The sequence below is a fragment of the Flavobacterium fryxellicola genome, from assembly GCF_900143245.1.
Lineage (GTDB): Bacteria > Bacteroidota > Bacteroidia > Flavobacteriales > Flavobacteriaceae > Flavobacterium > Flavobacterium fryxellicola.
The window spans coordinates 17,238-40,633 of record NZ_FRDK01000002.1; the positions used below are offsets into that span (position 1 = coordinate 17,238).

At 35.0% G+C, this 23,396-nt stretch carries 13 protein-coding genes; 8 read left to right on the top strand and 5 right to left on the bottom strand.

Annotated elements, in window-relative coordinates; genetic code table 11:
• Nucleotides 1-38 precede the first annotated feature (38 nt).
• Entirely contained in the window at nucleotides 39-860 is an 822-nt protein-coding gene (locus BUA03_RS03795; protein WP_066078811.1) for a helix-turn-helix domain-containing protein, read from the bottom strand.
• Nucleotides 861-1,016: 156 nt separating this feature from the next.
• Here BUA03_RS03795 and BUA03_RS03800 point away from each other — a divergent pair, with 156 nt between their 5' ends.
• The 7 genes from BUA03_RS03800 (at nucleotide 1,017) to tamL (ending at nucleotide 14,477) form a co-directional block, all read left to right on the top strand.
• Nucleotides 1,017-2,516, top strand: coding sequence for a succinate CoA transferase (locus BUA03_RS03800; protein ID WP_066078809.1), 1,500 nt, complete (start codon nucleotides 1,017-1,019; stop codon nucleotides 2,514-2,516).
• Nucleotides 2,517-2,866: 350 nt separating this feature from the next.
• Nucleotides 2,867-3,304 carry an acyl-CoA thioesterase gene (locus tag BUA03_RS03805; protein WP_066078806.1) on the top strand — a complete coding sequence of 146 codons (438 nt, stop codon included), beginning with the start codon at nucleotides 2,867-2,869 and terminating at the stop codon, nucleotides 3,302-3,304.
• A gap of 86 nt (nucleotides 3,305-3,390) precedes the next feature.
• Entirely contained in the window at nucleotides 3,391-3,969 is a 579-nt protein-coding gene (locus tag BUA03_RS03810) for a cytochrome b/b6 domain-containing protein (protein WP_066078801.1), read from the top strand.
• Nucleotides 3,970-4,072: 103 nt separating this feature from the next.
• Nucleotides 4,073-4,882: an NIPSNAP family protein gene (locus BUA03_RS03815; RefSeq protein ID WP_066078798.1), complete on the top strand. Its 810-nt coding sequence runs from the start codon at nucleotides 4,073-4,075 to the stop codon at nucleotides 4,880-4,882.
• A 455-nt stretch (nucleotides 4,883-5,337) separates the two neighbouring features.
• Nucleotides 5,338-7,020: a Na/Pi cotransporter family protein gene (locus BUA03_RS03820; RefSeq protein ID WP_066078795.1), complete on the top strand. Its 1,683-nt coding sequence runs from the start codon at nucleotides 5,338-5,340 to the stop codon at nucleotides 7,018-7,020.
• A gap of 166 nt (nucleotides 7,021-7,186) precedes the next feature.
• Entirely contained in the window at nucleotides 7,187-12,190 is a 5,004-nt protein-coding gene (locus BUA03_RS03825; RefSeq protein WP_066078938.1) for a translocation/assembly module TamB domain-containing protein, read from the top strand.
• Nucleotides 12,183-14,477 carry a translocation and assembly module lipoprotein TamL gene (gene tamL / locus BUA03_RS03830; protein WP_066078792.1) on the top strand — a complete coding sequence of 765 codons (2,295 nt, stop codon included), beginning with the start codon at nucleotides 12,183-12,185 and terminating at the stop codon, nucleotides 14,475-14,477. Before BUA03_RS03825 ends, tamL begins: the two co-directional genes overlap by 8 nt.
• Before the next feature lie 177 nt (nucleotides 14,478-14,654).
• Here tamL and BUA03_RS03835 read toward each other — a convergent pair whose 3' ends face one another.
• From BUA03_RS03835 to nagB, 3 genes are all read right to left on the bottom strand, one after another.
• A complete protein-coding gene (locus BUA03_RS03835; protein ID WP_066078789.1) occupies nucleotides 14,655-16,274 on the bottom strand; it encodes an ABC-F family ATP-binding cassette domain-containing protein in 1,620 nt (539 codons plus the stop codon).
• A 177-nt stretch (nucleotides 16,275-16,451) separates the two neighbouring features.
• Entirely contained in the window at nucleotides 16,452-18,488 is a 2,037-nt protein-coding gene (locus BUA03_RS03840; RefSeq protein WP_066078786.1) for a beta-N-acetylhexosaminidase, read from the bottom strand.
• A 24-nt stretch (nucleotides 18,489-18,512) separates the two neighbouring features.
• The gene (nagB, locus tag BUA03_RS03845; protein ID WP_066078783.1) at nucleotides 18,513-20,450 is read right to left on the bottom strand and encodes a glucosamine-6-phosphate deaminase; all 1,938 of its coding nucleotides are present in this window, start codon (nucleotides 20,448-20,450) and stop codon (nucleotides 18,513-18,515) included.
• Between the two features lie 355 nt (nucleotides 20,451-20,805).
• Between nagB and BUA03_RS03855 the strand changes: the two genes are divergently transcribed.
• Nucleotides 20,806-22,467: an MFS transporter gene (locus BUA03_RS03855; RefSeq protein ID WP_066078776.1), complete on the top strand. Its 1,662-nt coding sequence runs from the start codon at nucleotides 20,806-20,808 to the stop codon at nucleotides 22,465-22,467.
• Between the two features lie 151 nt (nucleotides 22,468-22,618).
• Here BUA03_RS03855 and fsa read toward each other — a convergent pair whose 3' ends face one another.
• Nucleotides 22,619-23,275: a fructose-6-phosphate aldolase gene (gene fsa / locus BUA03_RS03860; RefSeq protein WP_066078774.1), complete on the bottom strand. Its 657-nt coding sequence runs from the start codon at nucleotides 23,273-23,275 to the stop codon at nucleotides 22,619-22,621.
• Nucleotides 23,276-23,396 lie beyond the last annotated feature (121 nt).

The following is a 23,396-nucleotide window of genomic DNA, read 5'->3' on the forward strand; positions in this document are numbered from 1 at the left end:
GGACAAAATTAAAAATGAATGTGATTCGGATTATGGGCTTATCCTTTTTTCAGTATTTCGACACCATTTAGATAATCAGAAGGGCGCTGTCCTAATATTTTGAAAAAGGTATTACTGAACGTGGGAACACTGTTGTATCCAACAGTCCGCGCCACCTCGCTGATGGAAAGTTTTTTTTCAAGTAACAATTCTATTGCTTTCAAAATTCTTCGAATCGTAAAATATTGAATAAAAGACATGCCTAAATCTTTTTGAAATAAACGGTACAGCGATCGCTCACTAAAACCAAAGCGACTGGCCAGGTCCGAAAACAAAATCGTATCTCCCCAGTTTTTTTCTAAATAGTCAATAATCTTAAGCAACCGCCTGTCTTTAGGAGATGGTACGGACAAAGGCAATTTAGTCAGGCAAATTTCTGGTAAAATGGCTTTTATAGCATTGGCAATAATAAAATTTCGACTCCCTTTTTTCAGGTTTCCGTTCCATCGATTCGTGAAAAGCATCATTTGCAACAAAAGATCGTTAATAGGATAAATCCCTTCTGTTTCATAAAAAGATTCTTCATCCTTTTCAATAGGAAAATACAAATTTCGCATCATCACTTTTTCAGAACTAGGATGAATGCTGTGTGCTACACCGCCAGGAATCCATATAAAATGCCGAGCTGGGAGGAAATATGTCCTTGTTTCGGTGGTGACATAAACAATACCACCTTCGGAATAAAGCATTTGAGCTTTATCATGCTTGTGAGTTGGAATCAATAATTCCCCCATTAAATCATGATGACAATAAATACTTTTTTTATCGGCATCTACTTCTTTAATGTAATATTTCTCTCTGGAAACTGCTACTAAATCCATTGTGGCTTATCTGAATATATTTATGGCGTATTAGGATACAAAACCAATGCGTAATTGTATTAAAATTGTATAGCAAATAAATCAAATTAAAAATAATTGATTTAATCTTTATTAAAACATCAAATTTCCGTTAATTTTATTAGTAAAAAACCAATTATGCAATCGGATAGAATCAAATTTCAAAGTTACAAAGACAAAGTTATTACAGCGCAGGAAGCAGCTTTTTTTTTCAAGGACAAAATGACCGTTGGGACCAGTGGTTTTACAAAAGCTGGCGATAGTAAAGCAGTTTTACCTGCTTTTGCAGAAAGAGCAAAATTTGAAAATATTGCAATTACTTTGATTACCGGTGCCTCTTTAGGACAAACCACCGACACTGATTTAGCTAATAATAATGCTTTGTATAAAAGAATGCCTTTCCAGTCCGATGCTGCACTGAGAAAAAAAATAAACGATGGCGAAATACTTTATATTGACCAACATTTAAGTGAAACGGCTGAAATGTTAGAAAATAAGCACCTGCCAAAAATTGATATTGCGGTAATTGAAGCCACCTATATTGATGAAAATGGAAATATTATTCCCACGACTTCTGTAGGGAACTCGCCTACATTTGCTCATTTAGCGGATAAAATTATAATTGAAATAAACACTTCTATTCCACTGGAATTCAAAGGCATTCATGATGTTTATATTTCTGAAAATTATCCAAACCGACAAATTCTCAATGTGACGGCTTCAAACGATAGAATTGGTCAGGATTATATTACCATTGATTCTAAAAAAGTGGTGGGAATTGTTTTTACAGAAATTCTAGACAGTCCAGCTCAGCCTACAGAAATAGATGTAAAAACTGCCGCTATTGCCGAGCATCTTTTAGGCTTTTTAGAAAATGAAATTACAGCAGGGCGCTTAACAAATTCGTTGATGCCACTTCAAGCTGGAATTGGAAAAGTTGCCAATGCAGTTATGTCTGGATTTGTGAAAAGTAGTTTTGAGAATTTAGTGATGTATTCCGAAGTTTTGCAAGACAGCACATTTGAACTTGTAGATAGCGGAAAAATGAATTTCGCTTCGGCTTCTTCCATTACAGTATCAGAAAATTGTTATAAAAAAATACTAGCTAATTTCGATTTTTATAAAGATAAGATGCTGCTTCGTCCGCAAACCATAAGTAATTCGGCTGAGGTCATCAGAAGATTAGGCGTTATTGCAATCAATACGGCGATAGAATTTGACATTTACGGCAATGTAAATTCAACGCATATTGCCGGAACCAAGATGATGAACGGAATTGGCGGGTCAGGTGATTTTGCTCGAAATGCCTATCTGAGTATTTTTGTAACGCAATCCTCCTCTAAAGAAGGAAATGCTGTCTCTCATGTTTTGCCTATGGTTTCCCATGTAGATCATACGGAACACGATGTCGATGTTTTGATCACGGAGCAAGGAGTCGCTGATTTAAGAGGACTGGCGCCAAGAGAACGCGCCAAAGTAATTATCGAAAATTGTGTTCATCCCGAGTACAAAGAAGAACTATCCGATTATTTTAATCGCTCCAAACTTCGCGGTGGTCACACACCACATCTTCTGGAAGAAGCTTTTAAATTTCATTTGCGTTTCTTGCAAACCAGTTCCATGAAAAAAATGCTTTAAACGATTTATCCTTAATCCAATCGAACCTTTCAGGATAATACTGGATGCAGTTCAGAAAAGTACCCATCGTTTTCCCTTATCGAAATTTCTTAAAAAAGACAAAGTTCACTATTCGCTATCTAACCTTGCTGATTGCAATCCAAAAGACAGTCCATAATTATAATTAATTTAGAAAAAAGAACAGTTTTCTAGACTCCGTTTGGTTTTAACTTACTACTAAAGGGTAAAGAATTGATTTAGTTGGTTTTCGTTTCACTAATATTGCGTAGTTTTGACCGTAGCACTTTGTCTTTCTGCTGCTCTATTTCAATGGAAAACAGACATTATAAAAAAATTTAAAAAAAACAATAATGACATCTTTTAGCAAAGAATTATCCTTTCGTTGGTCTGACTTAGACCCTAATTTTCATGTACGCCACAGTGCTTATTATGACTTTGGTGCGCAGCATCGTATTGAAATTTTAGAAGGTTTAGGCCTAACAATGAAAGTTTTACAGGCGCAGCATTTTGGTCCAATTCTTTTTAGAGAAGAATGTATTTTTAGAAAAGAAATAAAACTTTCTGATAAAATCATAATGCGTACAAAAATTTCTAAAATGAAACCCGATGCTTCACGATGGTCTATTGTGCATGAGTTTTTGAATGAAGAAGATAAACTTTGCGCCATAATAACTGTTGATGGGGCATGGATGGATACAAAATTGCGCAAAATTGCTCACCCTACACCTGAAATCGCTGTTGAAGCCATCAGTCTTTTTCCTAAAAGTGAAGATTTTGTAAGTCTTTAATAAATTAAAGAATCCAATCCTATTTGCTGTATCATTTCTACTTAATTAAGGTTTAAAAAAGAGTAATCAACTAATTCTAAAAAATCATGAGAACAAGAAGCTACTCCGTCACTTATAGAATTATGCATTGGTCCATTGCAATTTGTTTCATGGCAATGCTTTTTACTATATTTTTAAGACTTACGTGGATGAACAAAAACAATGTCGCTCAAATCATTCAAGATTATTTAGCGACTACAAATCAAACGTTATCACAAGACCAGCTCCTTACACTTGCCAAAAAAATAAGAAAACCCATGTGGGATTGGCATATTTATATTGGATATGCTTTGGTAGGTTTGTACAGCATCCGCATTTTGCTTCCGTTTTTTGGACAGATGAAGTTCTCTAGTCCTTTTAGTCGTGGCCTCACGGTCCAGGAAAAATTCCAATATTACATTTATGCTATTTTTTACGTCTGTGTAGCCATTTCTCTAACGACAGGTTTAATTATCGTTTTAGGTCCAAAAAATTTAAAAGAAGCCATGGAGCAAATACACGTACTTTCTATTTACTATTTGTTGGCCTTTATCGTTCTTCACTTAGGAGGTGTTTTTTTATCAGAATTTACGAATCAGAATGGTTTGATTTCGAGAATTATCAGTGGGTCAAAAAAGGAAAAGTAAATCAGGATGGAGTAAAAATATTTGCTTCCCGCATGTAACCCTGTCTATTTATACTTTTATAATTATGTTTTAATTTAGCTACTAATCCATAAAAACATCAATAATGAAATTATCAAAACTAGTCCTGGTATTGCTATTAATTTTGACATTTAGCAGTTTTAAATCATTCTATAAGGATTATAAAAGAGTACCGTCTAAAGCGTCAACTGAGGAATATTACCAAATTAAAACGTATATTCTTAAAACCGTACAACAAGAACAAACTACTGATCTGTATTTAAAAGAGGCTTATTTACCCGGTTTAAAAAAACTGGGAATCAAAAATATAGGTGTTTTTAAACCTTTAACTAACAATAAGGATACGCTCAAAAAAATCATCGTGATCATCCCTTTTTCTTCTTTAGAAGAATTTCTTAAACTAGACAAAAAACTAGCAAAAGACAAAAGTTACATGATTGCAGGTGCTCCCTACTTAAATGCAACGCAAAAGCAGCCACCTTACCTGAGAATAGAATCCGTTTTACTAAAAGCTTTTTCAGATCATCCGTTACTAAAAAAACCAGTATTGAATAGCATAAGAAAGAATCGTGTTTATGAGTTAAGAAGCTATGAATCAGCAACTGAAACAATTTATGCCAACAAAGTAGATATGTTTAATGATGGAGGAGAAATAAAACTGTTTGATAAACTCGGATTTAACGCCGTCTTTTATGGTGAAGTCATCTCCGGTGGAAAAATGCCAAACCTAATGTACCTGACCACTTTTGCTGATAAGGCCAGTCGAGAAGCACATTGGAACTCTTTTTCAGAAGCTCCAGAATGGAAAGAAATGTCATCCCTGCCAAAATATCAAAATAATGTATCACACATGGATATCACTTTTATGTTTCCTACTGACTATTCTGATTATTAATTTTAAAATATAAGTACAACCTTTACTACCGATTGTAAGTTCATTGTAATCTGACGAACACCTCTAGGAGACTCTACTTCTAGTACAGCAGCATAGTATCAGATCACAGGAAACGAACCCATAAATTCGTTTGGTAAATTGAACAACCATTGAACAACACCGTTGTACTTTTTTATATCAACACCATCATAAAAGTCATCTTAAGTGCCAATTTACAGAGAATAGTAGTTGTTGCATAACACTATTTGAATACCTATTTACCCTAACCGTTGTCTGTTGCCAAGTATTCCTTTATAGCACTCATTAGTGAAAATTAATACTATCATTTACATTCCGTTTTTTACAAATTCAAAGTTAAAACGTTTTCATTACCCTTCTTAATTGTTAAAAATAAGGATTAGGTTGGTTCGTGTACCATCTTATAAATTTCAGTATCTTTAGTACCAAATTAAGCTATGGAAACTTTCAATACAATACTAAAACTAGGTGCTGGCGTGGGTTTATTCCTTTTCGCTATTTACCTAGTTGAGGAATCCCTAAAAAATCTCTCTGGAAGAAGTTTCAAACTATTTCTGCAACGGATTACAAAAAACAACATTGGCGCTGTAGTGGGTGGTACCATTGTTACTGGTATTCTCCAGAGCAGTTCTATGGTGTCTTTAATGGTTTTAGCATTTGTTGGCGCTGGTGTTTTTACAATGAAAAATGCAATGGCCATTATCCTTGGTGCAAATTTGGGAACAACAATTGCCAGTTGGTTAGTGGCTACACTCGGATTTAAAACGAATATTGAAGCAATTGCTTATCCAGCCGTTTGCTTAGGCGGTTTTCTGCTGATCCTATTTGGAAACCGAAAAAACATAAAATACGTTTCTTATTTTCTTTTGGGATTTGGTTTGATGTTCATCGGGCTTTCCTTTATGAAATCAGCGATGGAATCACAAGTTCAGCACTTTGACTTTGCGCATTATGCTTCAATGCCATTACTTGTTTTTCTGATTATTGGTTTTTTAATCACGCTAATTGTACAGTCCAGCTCCGTAACCATGGCATTAACACTAAGCGCATTAAACGCTGGAGCAATTGGATTTCCTATGGCAGCTGCTATAGTTCTAGGCGGAGAAACCGGGACTATTATTAAAATTTTAGTAAGTGCCATAGGTGGTAATGCCTCAAAAAAAAGAGTAGCCCTGGGCAATTTATTTTTCAATGTTTTCATTACTGCCATTGCCTTTGTATTGTTAAAGCCCATTCTATTCCTAATTACTGATGTCATCAAAATTAAAGATCCATTGATTGGTTTGGTTACTTTTTCTAGTCTAATCAATTTATTAGCCATCGTGCTATTTCTTCCAGTATTAGATTCATTTACTAAATTTTTAGAGCGTTTTTTCAAAAATACGGATAGCAATACTGCGGCTTTTATAGGCCATGCTTCCATCGAAGAACCGGAATCGGCATTGGATTTATTTCGTATAGAGGCCAACTACTTTATACACAACTCGATACTTTTCAATCTGGAATTGTTTAAAATCAACAACTTCGATTTTCACAAACAAAGTGATTTTACAGCAATTAATGAAAAACGGAACTATAATTCGAAAACAAGTGAAGAAAAATATGAGTTTCTGAAACAGCTCCAAGGCGAGTTACAGGCGTTCCATCTAAAATTACGAGCAAAGTTGAACAGTAAACAAAGTTCAGAACTCAACCAATTAATATCTGCCGTCCGAAGTTCTATGCATGCTGTAAAAAGTGTAAAAGACATTGGTAGTAATATTACAAATCTGAGCCACTCTTCAAAAGATATCAAATACCAATTTTTTATGCACCATAAAAAAGAAACTGAAAGCCTCTATTTAAAATTAAATGAACTGTTAATCAGCGAAAAACAGTCTAGTTTTGAAGAACTTGTGTCTCTATTTGACAGCATTCAAAAAAACTATACCTCGGCGCTTAATACCTTTTACACAGAAGTGCAACTTACTACAATTGAAAGTATCGATATAACGACGGTCATCAATTTTAATAGGGAACTTTTTACCGCCAACAAAGCGATTTTAATGGCTGTGAAAGACCTATTATTAGAGGAGAAAGTAGCGGGACATTTTAATGAAATTCCCATTTATAAGACCTAAAGGACACTTGTTTCAATCGTAATAGACTCGAAAATTTTACAACTTTATTCTTAAATTATATAAGCTTTTTAACAATCAATTTTTAACCTTTACAGGCTATTGTGTTTGGGATTGAAATTGCAATTCTGATTTAAATTTGCTATTTTTAGCCAAAAATTTACCTCGTTTGAAAAAATATTTAAAGAAAAGTTTAAAAATTTTCCTTTGGATCATAGGATCTGTAATTCTATTATTCTTAGCAGTGGTTATTGCCATTCAAATTCCCTCTGTTCAAAATTATGCTAAAAACAAAGCGGTAGCCTATCTGGAAGGAAAAATCAAAACCAAAGTAACCATTAACCGCCTAGAAATAGGACTTCCTAAAAAAGTGATTTTGGAAGGCGTTTATTTTCAAGATCAAAAAAAAGACACTCTTTTTGCTGGAGAAAAACTGGCTGTTGACATTAGTTTATTTCAATTAATGAACAATAAAGTCGAAATTAATTCTGTCCACCTAGTAGGTATTTCCGCTAATTTAAACAGAGATTCGAAGGCCATTTTTAATTTTGCATATATCATAAAAGCATTTGCTTCACCAGAGAAACAAAAAAGCGATTCGCCACCAATGCAATTTTCTGTCGAAGAAATCAAGCTGGATCGTGTTCAGTTTAAGTACAAAGATGTGGTCACAAACAATACGATTTATGCTAATCTAAATCATTTTGAAACAAGGATCAAAACCTTCGATCTTAACAAAATGAGCTTTGAAATTCCAAAAGCAAAAATCAATGGTTTGAAATTTAAACTAAAACAAGGCATAGCGCAACCATCTATTTCCACCCTAGAAGCTGCGATAAAAAATGAGCCAGAATCCATTTTAAATTTAAAACTTGGAGAAATTGATTTAGCCAAAATAGATTTTGATTATGAAAATGAAGTCACAAAAGTAGCAACTACTTTTTATTTGAAAAAACTGCTTGCTAAAATTGACAAAATGGATCTCAATAATAAATTCGCCATTATTGAAAGTCTCAATCTAACCGGTGTGGAAGGTGCACTAACTCTTGGAAAATCAGATAAAGTAAATACTACTCAAGAATCTAATGACACACAATCTACGAATTGGCAAGTCAAAGTAAATACAACGGAGTTCAAACGTGTTAATTTTCGCTACGATAATAATAATGTCGCAGCAGCACAAAAAGGGATCGATTACAACCATTTAAATCTTACCAATTTAAACTTGCAAGTAGATGCGTTGAATTACAATCCAGAAAACATTTCTGGAACGGCTAATTCCCTTTCCATTAAGGACAAAAGTGGCTTAAACATTCAATCTTTTAATGCTGATTTTTTCTACGGAAAAAAGAATGCTTTTCTTAAAAAGTTATATCTGAAAACCCCGCAAACAGAATTGAAAGATGAAATCCGAATTGGGTATCCCTCTCTTGCATCTTTAGCCAAAAATCCAGGGGAATTAGGATTAATTGCTAATTTTAAGAAAAGTAAAGTTAGTGTAAAAGACATTTTACTTTTTGCCCCTACTTTAAACAATACGAATCCATTTAGGAGTAATCCCAATGCTATTTTGCTAATCAATGGAACCGTAAAAGGGAAACTCAAAAACATGCAATTTCCATCCATTGTTATTAGTGGCATTGGAACTACAAAAGTAGCAGCAAGCGGAAGCATTATAGGTTTGCCAGATGTGAATAAGGCGTATTTTGATCTGAACATAAAAGATTTACAATCAGGTGCAAAAGATGTTGTTGGCTTTCTGCCTGTAGGAACGATTCCAAATTCGATTCAGCTCCCATCACAATTCAGCGCCAAAGGAACTTTTAAAGGAACGATTGCCGATTTTAATACCAACATGAATTTGATGAGTAGCTTCGGGAATGCAAAAATCAACGGAACATTCGATCAAACTAGGAAAAATTATGAGAAATATAATGTCCAAGCTGAACTGACTAATTTTGATTTAGGTAAATTTATCAAAAATGATTCCATTGGAAAAGTAACTTTAAAGACCAACATTAAGGGAACCGGTTTTGATCCCAAAACAGCAGTAGCTTCCTTGAACGGAAGTATTCAAAAAGCATACTACAATAAATATACCTATAAAAATTTAAATATAAAAGGCGCTATTGCCAAAGGAAACTTTAATGCAATTGCTTCCGCTAAAGATCCTAATCTGACTTTTGATTTAGTGGGTAGCGGTAGTTTTAGAGACAAATATCCTTCGGGAAAATTAAAATTAAATGTGGATATTGCGGATTTAGAAAAACTGAATTTACACGCAGGACCATTAAAAATACGAGGTGTTGTTGATGCTGACATTCAATCGGCAAACTTAGACTACTTAAATGGAACCGTGAATGCACACAGCATAATGGTTACCAATGCCAAAGATCAATTTGTAATAGATTCTGTTACCGTAGTAGCCACATCAACAACTCAAAAAAATACGTTATCCATCAAAGCTCCTTTTTTAGATGCAGAAGTTAATGGAAAATATAAGGGTTCTAAAATTGTTGATGCCGTATCCAATTCTGTCGCTAAATATTATGACAGCAATCCTAATTCAAAAAAAATAGCAGTTGAAAACCAACAATTTGCTTTTGTAATTAATATAAAAGACAGCCCGATTATACTAAAAATGATTCCTGATTTAAAAAGTCTAGAACCTATTACTGTAACCGGAAAATACAATTCTGTAAATGATTCTATTGTTTTGAATGGTAGTATACCAAAACTAATTTATGCAGAAAATACCATTACAAATGCCGTTTTCAAAATCGACACACAAGACAAAGCACTGGTTTACAATTTTGTAATAGACGACATTCAAAACAAACAAATTCAGTTGCCACACACCAGTATTACCGGTAAAGTGGAAAACAATCGCGTGGATTACACCTTGCAATTAAAAGATGCTAAAGACGTGGAACGGTATTTAATTTCGGGAACATTAAAGAGCATAAATGGTAATAACGAGATAAATCTGGATCCAACTAATTTGTTGCTGAACTATGAATCATGGAATATAGCGCAAGACAATCTGGTGCGTTTTGGCAAAAAAGGAATTTATGTGGGTGAATTTGAGTTGAGTAAAGAGGAAAGTAAGCTTCGGATTCAATCCGAATCGACTACTCAAAATGCTCCAATAGCAATTGCTTTTGAGGATTTTGACATTAAAACCATCACGAGTTTTGTTGAGAAAAAAGATTTACAACTTAGCGGTAAGATCAATGGAAACGCATTGGTGAAAAATATAAATACTACACCACTTTTTACCTCAGACTTAAATATTGATAATTTTACTATCAAAAAAGATACTGTTGGTAATATTAGCATCAAAGTCAATAATAGCATTGCAAACCAATATGATGCCCTAATCGCGATTACAGGCCAAGGAAATCAAGTTACGTTAAAAGGATTTTACAAAACGAATCAGAGCAGTTTTGATATGAATCTGGATATTGATAAATTAAATTTGAAAAGTATTCAAGGCTTCACCTTGGATAACATAACCGAAAGCACGGGATTTTTGAACGGAAATTTCAAAATAACGGGGAATACCTCCCAACCAAAAGTTATTGGGGAGTTACAATTTAATGCTATTGGTTTCAAAGCGACGCAACTTAATGCGAAATTCAAATCTATAAATGATAAAATTAACTTTACCAACGATGCTGTTATTTTTGATAATTTTATTATTAAAGATGAGCTAGAGAATGACTTAGCCATCAACGGTAAAATTAATAGCAGCAATTTTAGAAATTTTGGTTTTGATTTAACCGTTGATGCAAATAATTTCAAAGCCGTTAATTCGCAAGCTAAGGACAATGATTTGTACTATGGTGAATTGTATTTGGACAATCACTTAGAAATAACAGGAAATTTTGACAATCCAATTGTAGAAGGAAATATCAAAATCAATAAAGACACTAAATTTACTGTTGTTCTGCCGCAATCAGATCCATCAATAGCCGATAGAGAAGGTATTGTAGAATTTATAGACCAGGATAAACCTCAACTAGTTGAAACCATTGCTTTAGATGAACTGAACAGTGAAATGGATATAAAGGGAATCAACGCCTCAGTGAACATTGAAATAGATAAAGATGCTGAATTATCGCTGGTTATCGACAAAGCCAATGGGGATTTCCTTAAATTAAAAGGAGAAGCACAGTTGAACGGTGGAATTGATCCCTCTGGAAAAACAACATTAACCGGCAGATACGAATTATCTGAGGGAAGTTACGAAATGAATTTTAACGCGATCAAAAGAAAATTCGACATAAAAAAAGGAAGCTATATCCTTTGGACTGGAGAACCAACGATGGCCGATATAAATATCACGGCCATTTATAAAACAGAAGCGGCTCCAATTGATTTAGTAAATGACCAACTAGGAACGGTTACTGCCGAGATAAGAAATACGTATAAGCAAAAAATTCCTTTTGAAACTAATCTAAAAATGACAGGGGAATTAATGAAACCAACTATTTCCTTTGACATTATTCTGCCGGAAGGGAATAACAGCGTTTCAACAGAAATTATTAATACGACACAGGCTAAATTGACGCAATTACGTCAGCAACCTGATGAAATGAACAAACAGGTCTTTGCCTTGCTCCTGCTGAATCGCTTTATAGGTGAAAATCCATTTGCAAGTGAAACTGGAGGAACCAATGTTTCAACCATAGCCAGAGAAAGTGCCAGTAAAATTTTGTCACAGCAACTCAATAACTTGGCGAGTAATCTAATTGAAGGCGTCGAACTTAATTTTGATTTAAATACTTCGAATGATTATACCACTGGGCAGCAGCAAAACAAGACTGATTTGAATGTTGGAATATCTAAGAAATTATTAAATGACCGTTTAAAAGTAACTGTTGGAAGCAGTTTTGGCATTGAAGGACCGCAACAAGTCAACCAGAATGCAAATAATATTGCAGGAGATGTTTCGCTAGATTATCAACTCTCAAAAGATGGAAGGTATAAAATAAGAGTGTACCGTGTGAACAAGTATCAAGTAGCACTTCAAGGTGAAGTAGTTGAAACTGGCATCGCCTTTGTTATCACTTTGGACTATAATAAATTTAAAGAGTTATTTGCAAAAAGTGAAGCAAAAAAAGCGACTATAAAAGCAAAACAAGAATCAAAAAATAAGTCAGATGAATAAGAGCTCTTTAGTATATTTTCTATTATTAGCTGTACTCACTTCATCGTGCAGCAACACTCGGTTTTTACCTAAAGGAGAATTGTTGTACACCGGCGCAAAAGTAAAAGTGGAAGGAAAGCAAACTACTAAAAAGGAAAACAAAGCATTAAAAAGCCAGTTAAAAGCTATTGTTAGGCCCAAACCCAACAGTGTTTTTTTAGGATTGCGACCTAAATTGTACCTGTACAATTTGGCTGGAAAGCCAAAGAAAGAAAAAGGATGGCGCTATTGGTTGAGGAACAAAGTGGGTGAAGCTCCTGTTTTATACAGCCAAGTAGATTTAGAATACAACAAAAGTGTTTTGCAAAATTTCTCGGAAAACAGTGGGTATTTCAATGCTAAAACAGTTGCAGATTCCACACGAAAAGGCAAAAAAGTAAGTGCAGAATATCTTGTAAACCCTGCAAAACAATACAAAATCAAAGAAGTAAAATTTCCGCTAGATTCTTCAGTAATCGCAAAAGAAATAAGAAATACCAAACGCAGAAGCCTATTAAAAAAAGAGGAAGGATACAGCCTTGAGCGTATAAAAGAAGAAAGAGTTCGCATTGACGCCCGACTAAAAGAAAAAGGTTATTTTTACTTCAATCCCGATTATCTCAAAGTTCAAGTTGATAGCACTGTTGCAGACCATCAGGTTGATCTTATTGTAAAAATCAAGGACGAAGCACCTAAACTGGCAGAAACTCCATACAGAATTAATAGAATCATAGTTTATCCAAACTACACGATTGGTGCTGATAGTATAAAAACAACTATAGATTCCATCAAAAAATACAATGATCTAACCATAATAGATGCTGAAAATTTATTCAAACCCCGAATTTTTGATCGGGCTTTGTATTTCAAAAAAAATGATTTGTACAACCGAACCGATCATAATTTATCGTTGAATCGCTTAGTAAATTTGGGTACATTCAAATTTGTAAAGAACCAGTTCAGAGTTTCAGACACAGTAGGTAATTACTTAGATGCATACTATTATCTCACTCCATTACCCAAGAAATCCTTACGATTAGAGTTATTGGCCAAAACCAATTCAGCAAATTACACGGGAACGGAACTAAATTTAAACTGGAGCAACAGAAACACCTTTAGAGGTGCTGAATTGTTGACTATTTCTGCTTTTGGCGGGGTTGAAGTACAAGTTTCCGGACAAAATAATGGGTTTAATGTTTACCGTTTTGGAACGGAGGCGAATTTGGTTTGGCCAAGATTAGTGGCTCCTTTTAAGCTAAATTCTCCCAGTGGTTTTGTCCCAAAAACGAAAGCAACATTAGGGTATGAATTCCAAAATCGAACCAAACTGTATTCTTTACAAACCTTCAAAGGATCTTTCGGCTATTTATGGAAAGAAAATGAACGAAAAGAACATTTATTTAATGTTACGGAGATTACGTACGCCAGTCCGCAAAACGTTACTCCGTTGTACCAAGAGCAAATTTTGGCAAATGAATCGTTAGGAAAAGTGATTGAAAAACAATTAATCTTTGGACCAACCTACTCGTATACGTACACCAACACCTTGCAAAAAAGGAAGAAAAGCACCTTCTACTACAAGGGCACAATCGATTTAGCTGGAAATGTAGCTGGATTAGTTACAGGAGCAAATAGTAAAAAAGGCGATACAATTAAAATTTTTGATGTTCCATTTAGCCAGTTTGTAAAAATAGAAAATGATTTTAGACATTATTATAAACTAGGACCTGATTCCCAATTGGCCAGCCGAATCATTGCAGGTGCCGGATTTGCCTATGGAAATTCAGGCGAAATGCCCTTTATAAAACAATTTTTTATAGGAGGAACTAATAGTTTGCGCGCTTTTAGAGCCCGTTCCATAGGACCTGGAAGTTTTGATGGTGCCTCGGCAAACACCAGTACTTTTTTACCCGATCAATCCGGTGATTTAAAATTGGAATTTAATACAGAATACCGAGCCAAAATATACGGATTAGTAAAAGGAGCTTTATTTTTAGATGCGGGAAACATTTGGTTATTGAATGAAAATTCAGAGAAACCAGGAGCGAAATTTTCAAAAAAATTCATGAATGAAATAGCCGTTGGAGCTGGAGCTGGTTTGCGTTTTGATTTTTCATTTCTAATTCTAAGAACAGATCTTGCCTTCCCATTACGAAAACCATATTTAGCTGACGGTGACCGTTGGGTTTTGGATAAAATTGATTTTGGAAGTGGTCCATGGCGCAGAGAAAATTTAGTTTTTAATTTGGCTATTGGATATCCATTTTAGTATTAATACAAAGGAATTAGTTGGTACTATTTATTAGAATTAATAGTTTTTTTTCCCCTTTTAAACGGTAGCAACTGCAAAATTTAGCACACATCACTAAGAGTATATAGCTTTAGTATTAAAAAAAAATCTCCCATAATTGTGGGAGATTTTGATTTTTCATAAATTTAACTGCTTTTAAACTGTATACATCTTAACTCTTAATTCCTGTACTTTTTCATCATCTAAGTAATCATCAAAAGTCATATAACGATCAATTGCTCCATTAGGCGTTAATTCAATCACTCTATTCGCGACCGTTTGAGAAAATTCATGATCATGAGTGGTGAAGATAACGGATCCTTTAAAGTTTTTTAATGAATTATTAAAAGCCGTAATCGATTCTAGATCCAGGTGATTCGTAGGCTCATCCAGCATCAATACGTTAGCACGTTCCATCATCATTCGAGACAACATACAACGTACTTTTTCTCCTCCAGATAAAACACGACACGTTTTCAAAGCTTCTTCTCCTGAGAAAATCATTTTCCCAAGGAAACTGCGAATGTTTACTTCATCGCGTTCTTCTTCTGTTTTTACCCATTGACGCAACCAATCTACAAGAGAATAATCACTTTCAAAAAAGGAATGGTTTTCCACTGGTAAATACGCCTGGTTTGTCGTAACTCCCCAATCATACGTTCCCGAATCTGCTTTTTGGTTTCCATTTAAAATTTCATAGAAAGCGGTTGTAGCGCGAGAATCTTTAGAGAAAAGAACGATTTTATCGCCTTTTGCCATATTCAAATCTACTCCTTTGAACAAAATATCTCCTTCGATAGAAGCGCTCAAATTTTGTACATTTAAGATTTGATCTCCTGCCTCACGCTCCTGATCAAAAATAATTGCGGGATAACGGCGACTTGATGGCTTTATCTCAGAAATATTTAACTTACTGATCATTTTTTTACGAGAGGTAGCTTGTTTGGATTTGGCTACATTCGCACTAAAACGACGAATAAATTCTTCTAACTCTTGTTTCTTTTCTTCGGCTTTCTTGTTTTGCTGAGCGCGTTGTTTAGCGGCTAATTGACTGGATTCATACCAAAACGTATAATTTCCTGAATAATGATTTATTTTACTGAAATCAATATCCGAAATATGCGTACAAACAGAATCTAAAAAGTGCCTGTCGTGCGAAACGACGATAACTGTATTCTCATAGTTTGCTAAGAAATTCTCTAACCAAGCAATGGTTTCAAAATCCAAATCATTGGTAGGCTCATCCATAATAAGCAAATCTGGATTTCCAAATAAGGCTTGCGCCAAAAGGACACGAACTTTTATTTTACCTTCTAGATCTCCCATTAAAGTATAATGATGCTCCTCAGTGATTCCAAGATTCGACAACATGGACGCAGCGTCAGAATCAGCATTCCAACCATTCATTTCTTCAAATTGTACTTGCAACTCGCCTATTCTGTCTGCATTTGAATCGTTGTAATCTAAATACAAAGCATCCATTTCTTTTTTAATCGCATATAGGGTTTTATTCCCCATCATAACGGTCTCCAGAACGGTGCTCTCGTCAAACATATTGTGGTTTTGATTTAAAACCGACATTCGTTTTCCGGGTTCCAAATGAATATGGCCCGAAGTTGGATCCATTTCACCTGCAATTATTTTAAGAAAAGTAGATTTTCCAGCGCCATTGGCTCCGATAACTCCATAAATATTGCCGTGTGTGAAGGTCGTATTTACTTCGTCAAACAAAATTCGTTTGCCAAACTGAACTGATAAATTATTTACTGTTAACATGAATATTTATTTTATAAAATTTTTGCAAAAATACGAAAAAAATACCGATATACTGAATTCCAAAAATACATTTTGAGCAGTGAAATTTACTCTTTATCACAGTGATTGAAAAAAGATTTCTGTTCGCCGCGACGAAAAGGAATTCAAAGGTCTTACTTAGGAAAGCCTGCGTTGTCTTTAATTTATTTCTACTAATTTTTTAAGACTGGTATAAACAGCCAATTCTACATCCGCAGGACTTCTGGTATTGCATTTTTCTAATAAATCCTCCATTAAAGTGGAATTTACTGTCTGTTTTTTATTCATTACAAGTAAAAGCTGCTCTGATAAATCACTCAAACTTTGAGACAAAGGCAAAAGTGGTTGTATCAGAGGAGCATTGGCACTTAAAGCAATTAAATCATTATTCATTACAACCCATTTCTTAAAAAAATTAGTCACAGCTCTTTTATTATCAACGGTTTTGTTGTCTAAATAGGTACTGACTGCTTCACTAAAATCCAAAGCCTGAGCCGCATCAGCATTGCAAGCATCAGCAAATAGCGTTAATGGGGAATGCATGCGGTATTTTTTTCCGCCACCGTTGCGTTTGTAGTTTTTCAATGGTTCACAAAGGTTTGAGAAATTATTCAAGGACTGTGTATCTTGATTGTTGCTGATGTTTCTCAAAATTACTTCTTTGTTTCTAAGGTGAGTAATTCCAAGTTCCTCTAATCGAAACGAAATTGTTTTCAACCTTTTGCGTAAGCTTTTCATATCCGTTACCTCTTGACTGGACCATAATCGCTCCGCAATAGCCGCCGTTCTTGGCCAAATTCTGGAATCTATATTTAATGGCGTTACCAGCTCACTCCACATGGCAGCTTCCCCTCCTAAAACTCTGGCTTTTTCTTCGGGACTAAGTATAATTTTTTTGGGAATAGGATCATTTAGGTAATGAGTTTCTAATCCTAACAGTAAGTCAATATAATAGCCATTAGATAAAACGGTATTGTATCCACTTTTTGCGGCTTTGACTAATGCGCCTCCGGCTTCTTGCCCTTCATTTGTCCCTCTCCAAGCATGTATTATCGCATCTTTAGACATGTTTTCAGTCATTATTTCTTCCCAGCCCATTAATTTCTTGTTGTGTTTCTTCAACATTGGAATCAGCTTCATGTTGAAATACGTTTGCAAATCGTGGTTGTTCATTAAATTATTATCCTGCTTGAATTTTTGAATAGTGGGGTTGGCGTTCCATTCTTTTCCATTGTTTTCATCGCCTCCAATATGAAAATAACTACCCGAAAACAGGAGGCTTACTTCATCAAAAATCGAGCTTAAAATTTCATACGTTTTTGGATTGGTAGGATCTAAAGTAGCATTAAATATACCCGAATTCCTTTGTACTTCATAAGTGACTTTCCCATTGGCTATTGCACTCCCAATTTCTGGATATGCCGTCAACAAGGCCGAGGCATGTCCTGGAACATCAATTTCAGGAATAACCAAAATTCCTCTATCATCAGCATATTTTACTATATTTTTAATCTCTTCTTGACTATAAAAATATCCGTCAGAAGCTAATTCAGTGAGTTTTGGATGATTTTTTAGTTCAATTCTCCACCCTTGATCATCTGCTAAATGCCAGTGAAAAACATTCATTTTCATGGAAGCCATCGCATCTAAATTTCTTTTAATAACAGCTACTGGCTGAAAATGCCGTGCTGCATCAATCATCAATCCTCTCCAAGTAAATCTTGGAAAATCAGAAACAGTACTTACAGGAAAATAGTAGGAAGTACTGCTATTTTGCAACAATTGTAATAGCGTTTCTAAACCATGCAGCGCTCCTAAATCAGTTGTCGCATTAATGGTTATTTTATTGGAGGTAACGACCAACTGATAACTTTCATCTTCGTTAATTTCAATTTTTCCATTTCGAACACAATTGATTTGCAATTCGGCTTCCGGTTTTTCGTTGATTTTAGTTAAAAAGGCTTGCTCTAAAAACAATCCCGTTCTGCCATCCAATCTTCGCAGGAAATTAGTTGCGCCAATGAAAATCCGTGGATTAGGATTTCCCGTAATATTTACCTTAAAATTTTTGCTTAAAGCAAAAGTACCAGCGCCCAAATTTATTTTTTGAGGCCAAGGCATCAGATCCAATTGTCCTTCTTTTATCTGAGCATTCGAGATAAAATGTGCCAATAACACGATTAAAAAGTACTTCATAATTAATAGGTATTCAAAATATTTTTAATAGTCAAAACGTTTAAAAGCTTCGATAGCTTCATATTCAGCCAAGCCTAAATCATCGTAAAGCTTTGCTGTCTGCTTGTTGCGTTCTTCGGCACGCACCCAAAATTCTCTGGAATCATTGCCTTGAAACATCACCCGGTCTTTTTGTGATTGATGGTACAAAATGGCATGTCTTTTTAGCATTACCTCCTTTGGACTTAAAGGCACGGCCATGTCTATTTCATGAATTTCCCATTCATGCCAAGCGCCCCGATACAACCAAAGCCAGCAATCATTCAGGAACGGTTGTGGTTTTAAAGCGGCCATTGCTGCAAAAATAGCATTCAAACAAACCTCATGTGTTCCATGCGGATCGGCAAGATCACCAGCAGCAAAAAACTGATGAGGCTTAATTTTTTCAATAATTGCTTTCACAATTGTGATATCTTCAATGCTTATTGGACTCTTTTTAATTAATCCTGTCTCATAAAAAGGCATATCTAGAAAATGAATATTTGACTCTTTTAATCCAATGTATCGAACTGCCGCATGCGATTCTCGGCGTCTAATTAATCCTTTTAATTTGCGAACTTCAAGAGAATCCATTTGGTTTTCAGACTTGTTATTTAAAAATTCAATTACTGATTCAAAATTAATTTTAGAATTATTAGTACCCGCAAAATCATTACCTACTTCCGCATACTTTAATGCTTCTTCATCTGTAACTGCAATATTCCCTGAAGTTTGATAGACTACATGAATATCATGTCCTTGCTTTATGAGTTTTGAAAAAGTACCTCCCATGGAAATCACATCATCGTCAGGATGTGGACTGAATAGGATGATTCGTTTCTTGGTTGGATTGGCTCTTTCGGGTCTGTTTGCATCATCCGTATTGGGCTTTCCTCCAGGCCATCCGGTTATGGTATGCTGCAATACATTGAACATGTTTATATTTAGATCATAGGCGGACCCTTCTAAAGCAAGCAAATCAGACATGCCGTTATTGTTGTAATCTCTATCAGTCAATTTTAATATGGATCGATTGGTTTTTATACACAACCAAACAATCGCTTTACATTTAAGTTCTAAGGTCCAATTGCAATCTTGAACGAGCCACGGCGTTTTAAAACGGGTTAGCTCTGAAGCCGCAAATTGATCCAAAACAAAAGTAGTATTGGTATGGTTTTGCAAAAAAGTCGCTGGAATTTCTGAACTTATCTCCCCTTGCGTTGTTCTTTTTATAATATCGGCTTTATTTTGGCCCCAAGCCATCAACACAATTCTTTTAGATTTAAGAATAGTTGAAACACCCATGGTAATGGCTCTTTTTGGGACGTTTTCGATTCCATTAAAATCAGATGAAGCATCCACTTTTGTAATATGATCCAAAGTTATTATTCGGGTTCCCGAATTTATATGAGAACCAGGTTCGTTAAAGCCCACATGTCCTGTGCGACCAATTCCTAACAATTGAAAATCAAGTCCACCAGTATTTTTTATTTTATTTTCGTAGGCGATACAATAGTCTTTGAGTTGATCAATAGGCACTGTACCATCTGGAATATTTATATTTTCAGGTTTAATGTCGATGTGATTGAACAAATGCTCGTGCATAAAATAATGATAACTATGATGATTCTCCTTCTTCATTGCATAGTATTCATCCAAATTAAAAGTAACTACATTGCTAAAACTAAGGTTCTCTTCGCGATGCATACGAACCAATTCTTCGTACACCTTAACTGGAGAAGAACCTGTAGCCAAGCCAAGAACACAAATTTTATTCTGAGACCGTTTAGATACAATCAATTGAGCGATTTCCTGAGCGACTAGTAGCGATGCTTCTGAAGCAGTATTGAAAATTTCATTATGAATTTTTTCAAATCGTGTTTCCTCAAATTTTCCGGCACTTTCATAACTAATATCTCTTTTTTTTACTGGAGCACTTTTCATATCCTGTTATTTTAAAAACTGATTTATAAAGATAGCTTTTTTTAAAATAGCCAGTAAAAATCAATTCAATACAAATGAATAACGAACTTGTAGGCCCTACAATTTATCAAATAACAAAAATCATACTCTTTTTTTACCGATTAAAAATAGATCGAACTTCTTATCCAAATCCTCCTTGTTTCAGAATTAGCAAAATGTTTGAAAAAAAAGCAAGTATACCCAATATAAATTGGTTATTCAATAATTATAATAATATTTAGCCTAAATTATTTTTTTTTAATTTACTTAACAAATATATTTACGGTGTTACAGCCATAAAAGCATTTTTAAAATAATAATTAACCACTTTATACTTATGAATTCAGAACAAACAAAGTCTAATAATTCTGCGCTTTATACGCTCATAACCGTATTTTTCTTTTGGGGTTTTATTGGAGCATCAAATGGGATTTTCATTCCCTTTTGCAAAGCTAAATTTGGGTTAGACCAATTTCAAAGTCAACTCATCGATTTTGCTTTCTATGGTGCTTACTATATTGGTGCTTTATTCCTTTTCATTTTTAGTAGTATTGCTAAAAAGGACATTCTAAACGGGTGGGGATTCAAAAAAGGAATTATTTATGGATTGTTGGTCAGTACCTTTGGGGCTGTTTTAATGATAGCAGCGGTAACACAAGGAAGTTATTTATTTATTCTTGGGGCTTTATTTATTGTTGCACTTGGTTTTTCACTACAACAAACATCGGCACAGCCATTTGCAGCGTCACTGGGTGAACCACATTCTGCTTCTAGCCGACTAAATCTTGCTGGAGGTATCAACTCGTTAGGAACCACAATAGGCCCGATAGTAGTTTCCATCGCTTTATTTGGTGTTATTGCGGGTGTAAATATTGAAGAATATGCTCGAAAACCAGATTCATTGGATTCTATGAGAATTCTTTATGTTTTTGTAGGAGGACTATTTTTATTGGCGGCTGCCTTATTTCAATTTTCTAAAAAATTACCGTCAGGGAAAAGCGATCCTACTTTTGAAACGGCAAATAAAGCAATGAAAACTTTGATTGCAATTACTGTAATTTTAGTAGCCATTTTTGCGTACATCTTTTCTCGCTACGAAGAACCAGAATTCATCACTCGTTTTATAGAAAATAAAGAAAAAGATTACTTAGGATTAGCATTAACGGTTTCTACACTTTTAGTCGTAGTGATTGGTTTGTTGTTTGCCAATACAACTGCTCAAAAAAATCCTGAAGGTTGGGGAGCTATGAAATACCCACAATTAGTTTTGGGAATGCTAGCCCTTTTTGCTTATGTTGGTGTCGAAGTTACGATAGGAAGTAATCTAGGGGAATTGCTAGTTACTGCTGATTTTGGTTCGATTTCAGGCCCAGCGTTAGCACCGTATATGTCTATGTATTGGGGAAGTTTAATGATTGGGCGTTGGGCAGGAGCAATTACTGTTTTCAACCCATCATCACAAGTAAAGAAAATTTTACTTATTGTAGTCCCTTATGTCGCTTTTGGAGTTGTTTTAGCGGCTAATGCAATTTCAGGACAAGATGTAACCCCTTTATATGCTTACGCATTTGTGATTTTGTTCCAAATCACCGGTTTCTTTTTAGGGAAAGACCAGCCGTCAAGAACCTTAATGATTTTTGGTATAATGGGAATGACAGCCATGCTTATTGGTTTATTTACTACTGGAACGATCGCAATTTTTGCTTTTATGAGCGGTGGATTATTCTTAAGTATCATGTGGCCGTCTATTTTCTCCTTAGCCATTGCAGGTTTAGGAAAATACACTTCTCAAGGTTCTGCCTTCTTGGTGATGATGATTTTAGGTGGTGGAATTATCCCGCCATTACAAGGAAAATTAGCGGATATCATCGGGATTCATACGTCTTATTTCATTCCTGTTTTATGTTTCGCTTTCATCGCATTCTACGGATGGAAAGTAATTGGAATTTTAGAAAAACAAGGAATCGGAAAAGAAATAGAAGTTGGTGGAGGACACTAATTTCAACACAAATTAACCAAAACCAAACCAACAAAAAAACTCCCATTTTACTAAGTAAAATGGGAGTTTTTGTTTATAACGAAATCTCAAAATCAAAAATCGTTGCCCGAGCCTGAAAGGCGAACTGGCGAAGCAATCTGCAATCTTAAATCTATTTATTTCCTTTTTCGAAATCAGCGACAAACTGCGCCAATCCAATATCAGTCAAAGGGTGTTTCAACAAGCCGTAAATAGCTGAAAGTGGTCCAGTCATCACATCAGCACCAATTTTTGCACAGTTTACAATATGCATCGTGTGGCGCACTGAAGCCGCAAGAATTTGAGTTTCGTATCCGTAATTATCATATATCAATCTGATTTCTTCAATCAAAGCCAAACCATCTGTAGATACATCATCCAAACGACCGATGAACGGAGAAACATAAGTAGCTCCAGCTTTTGCAGCCAATAAAGCCTGCCCAGCAGAGAACACTAGTGTCACATTGGTCTTGATTCCTTTGTCCGAAAAGTATTTAGCCGCCATAACCCCTTCTTTAGTCATAGGCAATTTAACCACAATTTGCTCATGTAAATCGGCTAATTCTTCGCCTTCTTTAACCATTCCGTCGTAATCCAAAGCATTAACTTCGGCACTTACATCACCATCAACCAGGTTACAAATGTCAACATAATGCTTCAAAATGCTGTTTTTACCCGTAATTCCCTCTTTTGCCATCAACGAAGGATTGGTTGTAACACCATCCAAAACGCCTAATGCCTGCGCTTCCTTAATCTGAGCTAAATTAGCCGTGTCAATAAAAAATTTCATATTATATAATTTAATTGTGTGTTTCTAATTCTTTGGGCGTGACCCAAGGGTCGGGCTTTCCGCTTCAATCTTTTATTTTTAAAGAAAAAATAAAAGGATTTTCACTGCAATCCCTCACGCT

Bases quoted from the DNA above. Each gene is read 5' to 3' on its own strand.
- BUA03_RS03810 (WP_066078801.1), top strand. From the start codon at position 3,391: ATGAGAACAAGAAGCTACTCCGTCACTTATAGAATTATGCATTGGTCC.
- BUA03_RS03800 (WP_066078809.1), top strand. From the start codon at position 1,017: ATGCAATCGGATAGAATCAAATTTCAAAGTTACAAAGACAAAGTTATT.
- BUA03_RS03795 (WP_066078811.1), bottom strand. From the start codon at position 860: ATGGATTTAGTAGCAGTTTCCAGAGAGAAATATTACATTAAAGAAGTA.
- fsa (WP_066078774.1), bottom strand. From the start codon at position 23,275: ATGAAATTTTTTATTGACACGGCTAATTTAGCTCAGATTAAGGAAGCG.
- BUA03_RS03840 (WP_066078786.1), bottom strand. From the start codon at position 18,488: ATGAAGTACTTTTTAATCGTGTTATTGGCACATTTTATCTCGAATGCT.
- BUA03_RS03805 (WP_066078806.1), top strand. From the start codon at position 2,867: ATGACATCTTTTAGCAAAGAATTATCCTTTCGTTGGTCTGACTTAGAC.
- BUA03_RS03835 (WP_066078789.1), bottom strand. From the start codon at position 16,274: ATGTTAACAGTAAATAATTTATCAGTTCAGTTTGGCAAACGAATTTTG.
- tamL (WP_066078792.1), top strand. From the start codon at position 12,183: ATGAATAAGAGCTCTTTAGTATATTTTCTATTATTAGCTGTACTCACT.
- nagB (WP_066078783.1), bottom strand. From the start codon at position 20,450: ATGAAAAGTGCTCCAGTAAAAAAAAGAGATATTAGTTATGAAAGTGCC.
- BUA03_RS03820 (WP_066078795.1), top strand. From the start codon at position 5,338: ATGGAAACTTTCAATACAATACTAAAACTAGGTGCTGGCGTGGGTTTA.
- BUA03_RS03855 (WP_066078776.1), top strand. From the start codon at position 20,806: ATGAATTCAGAACAAACAAAGTCTAATAATTCTGCGCTTTATACGCTC.
- BUA03_RS03815 (WP_066078798.1), top strand. From the start codon at position 4,073: ATGAAATTATCAAAACTAGTCCTGGTATTGCTATTAATTTTGACATTT.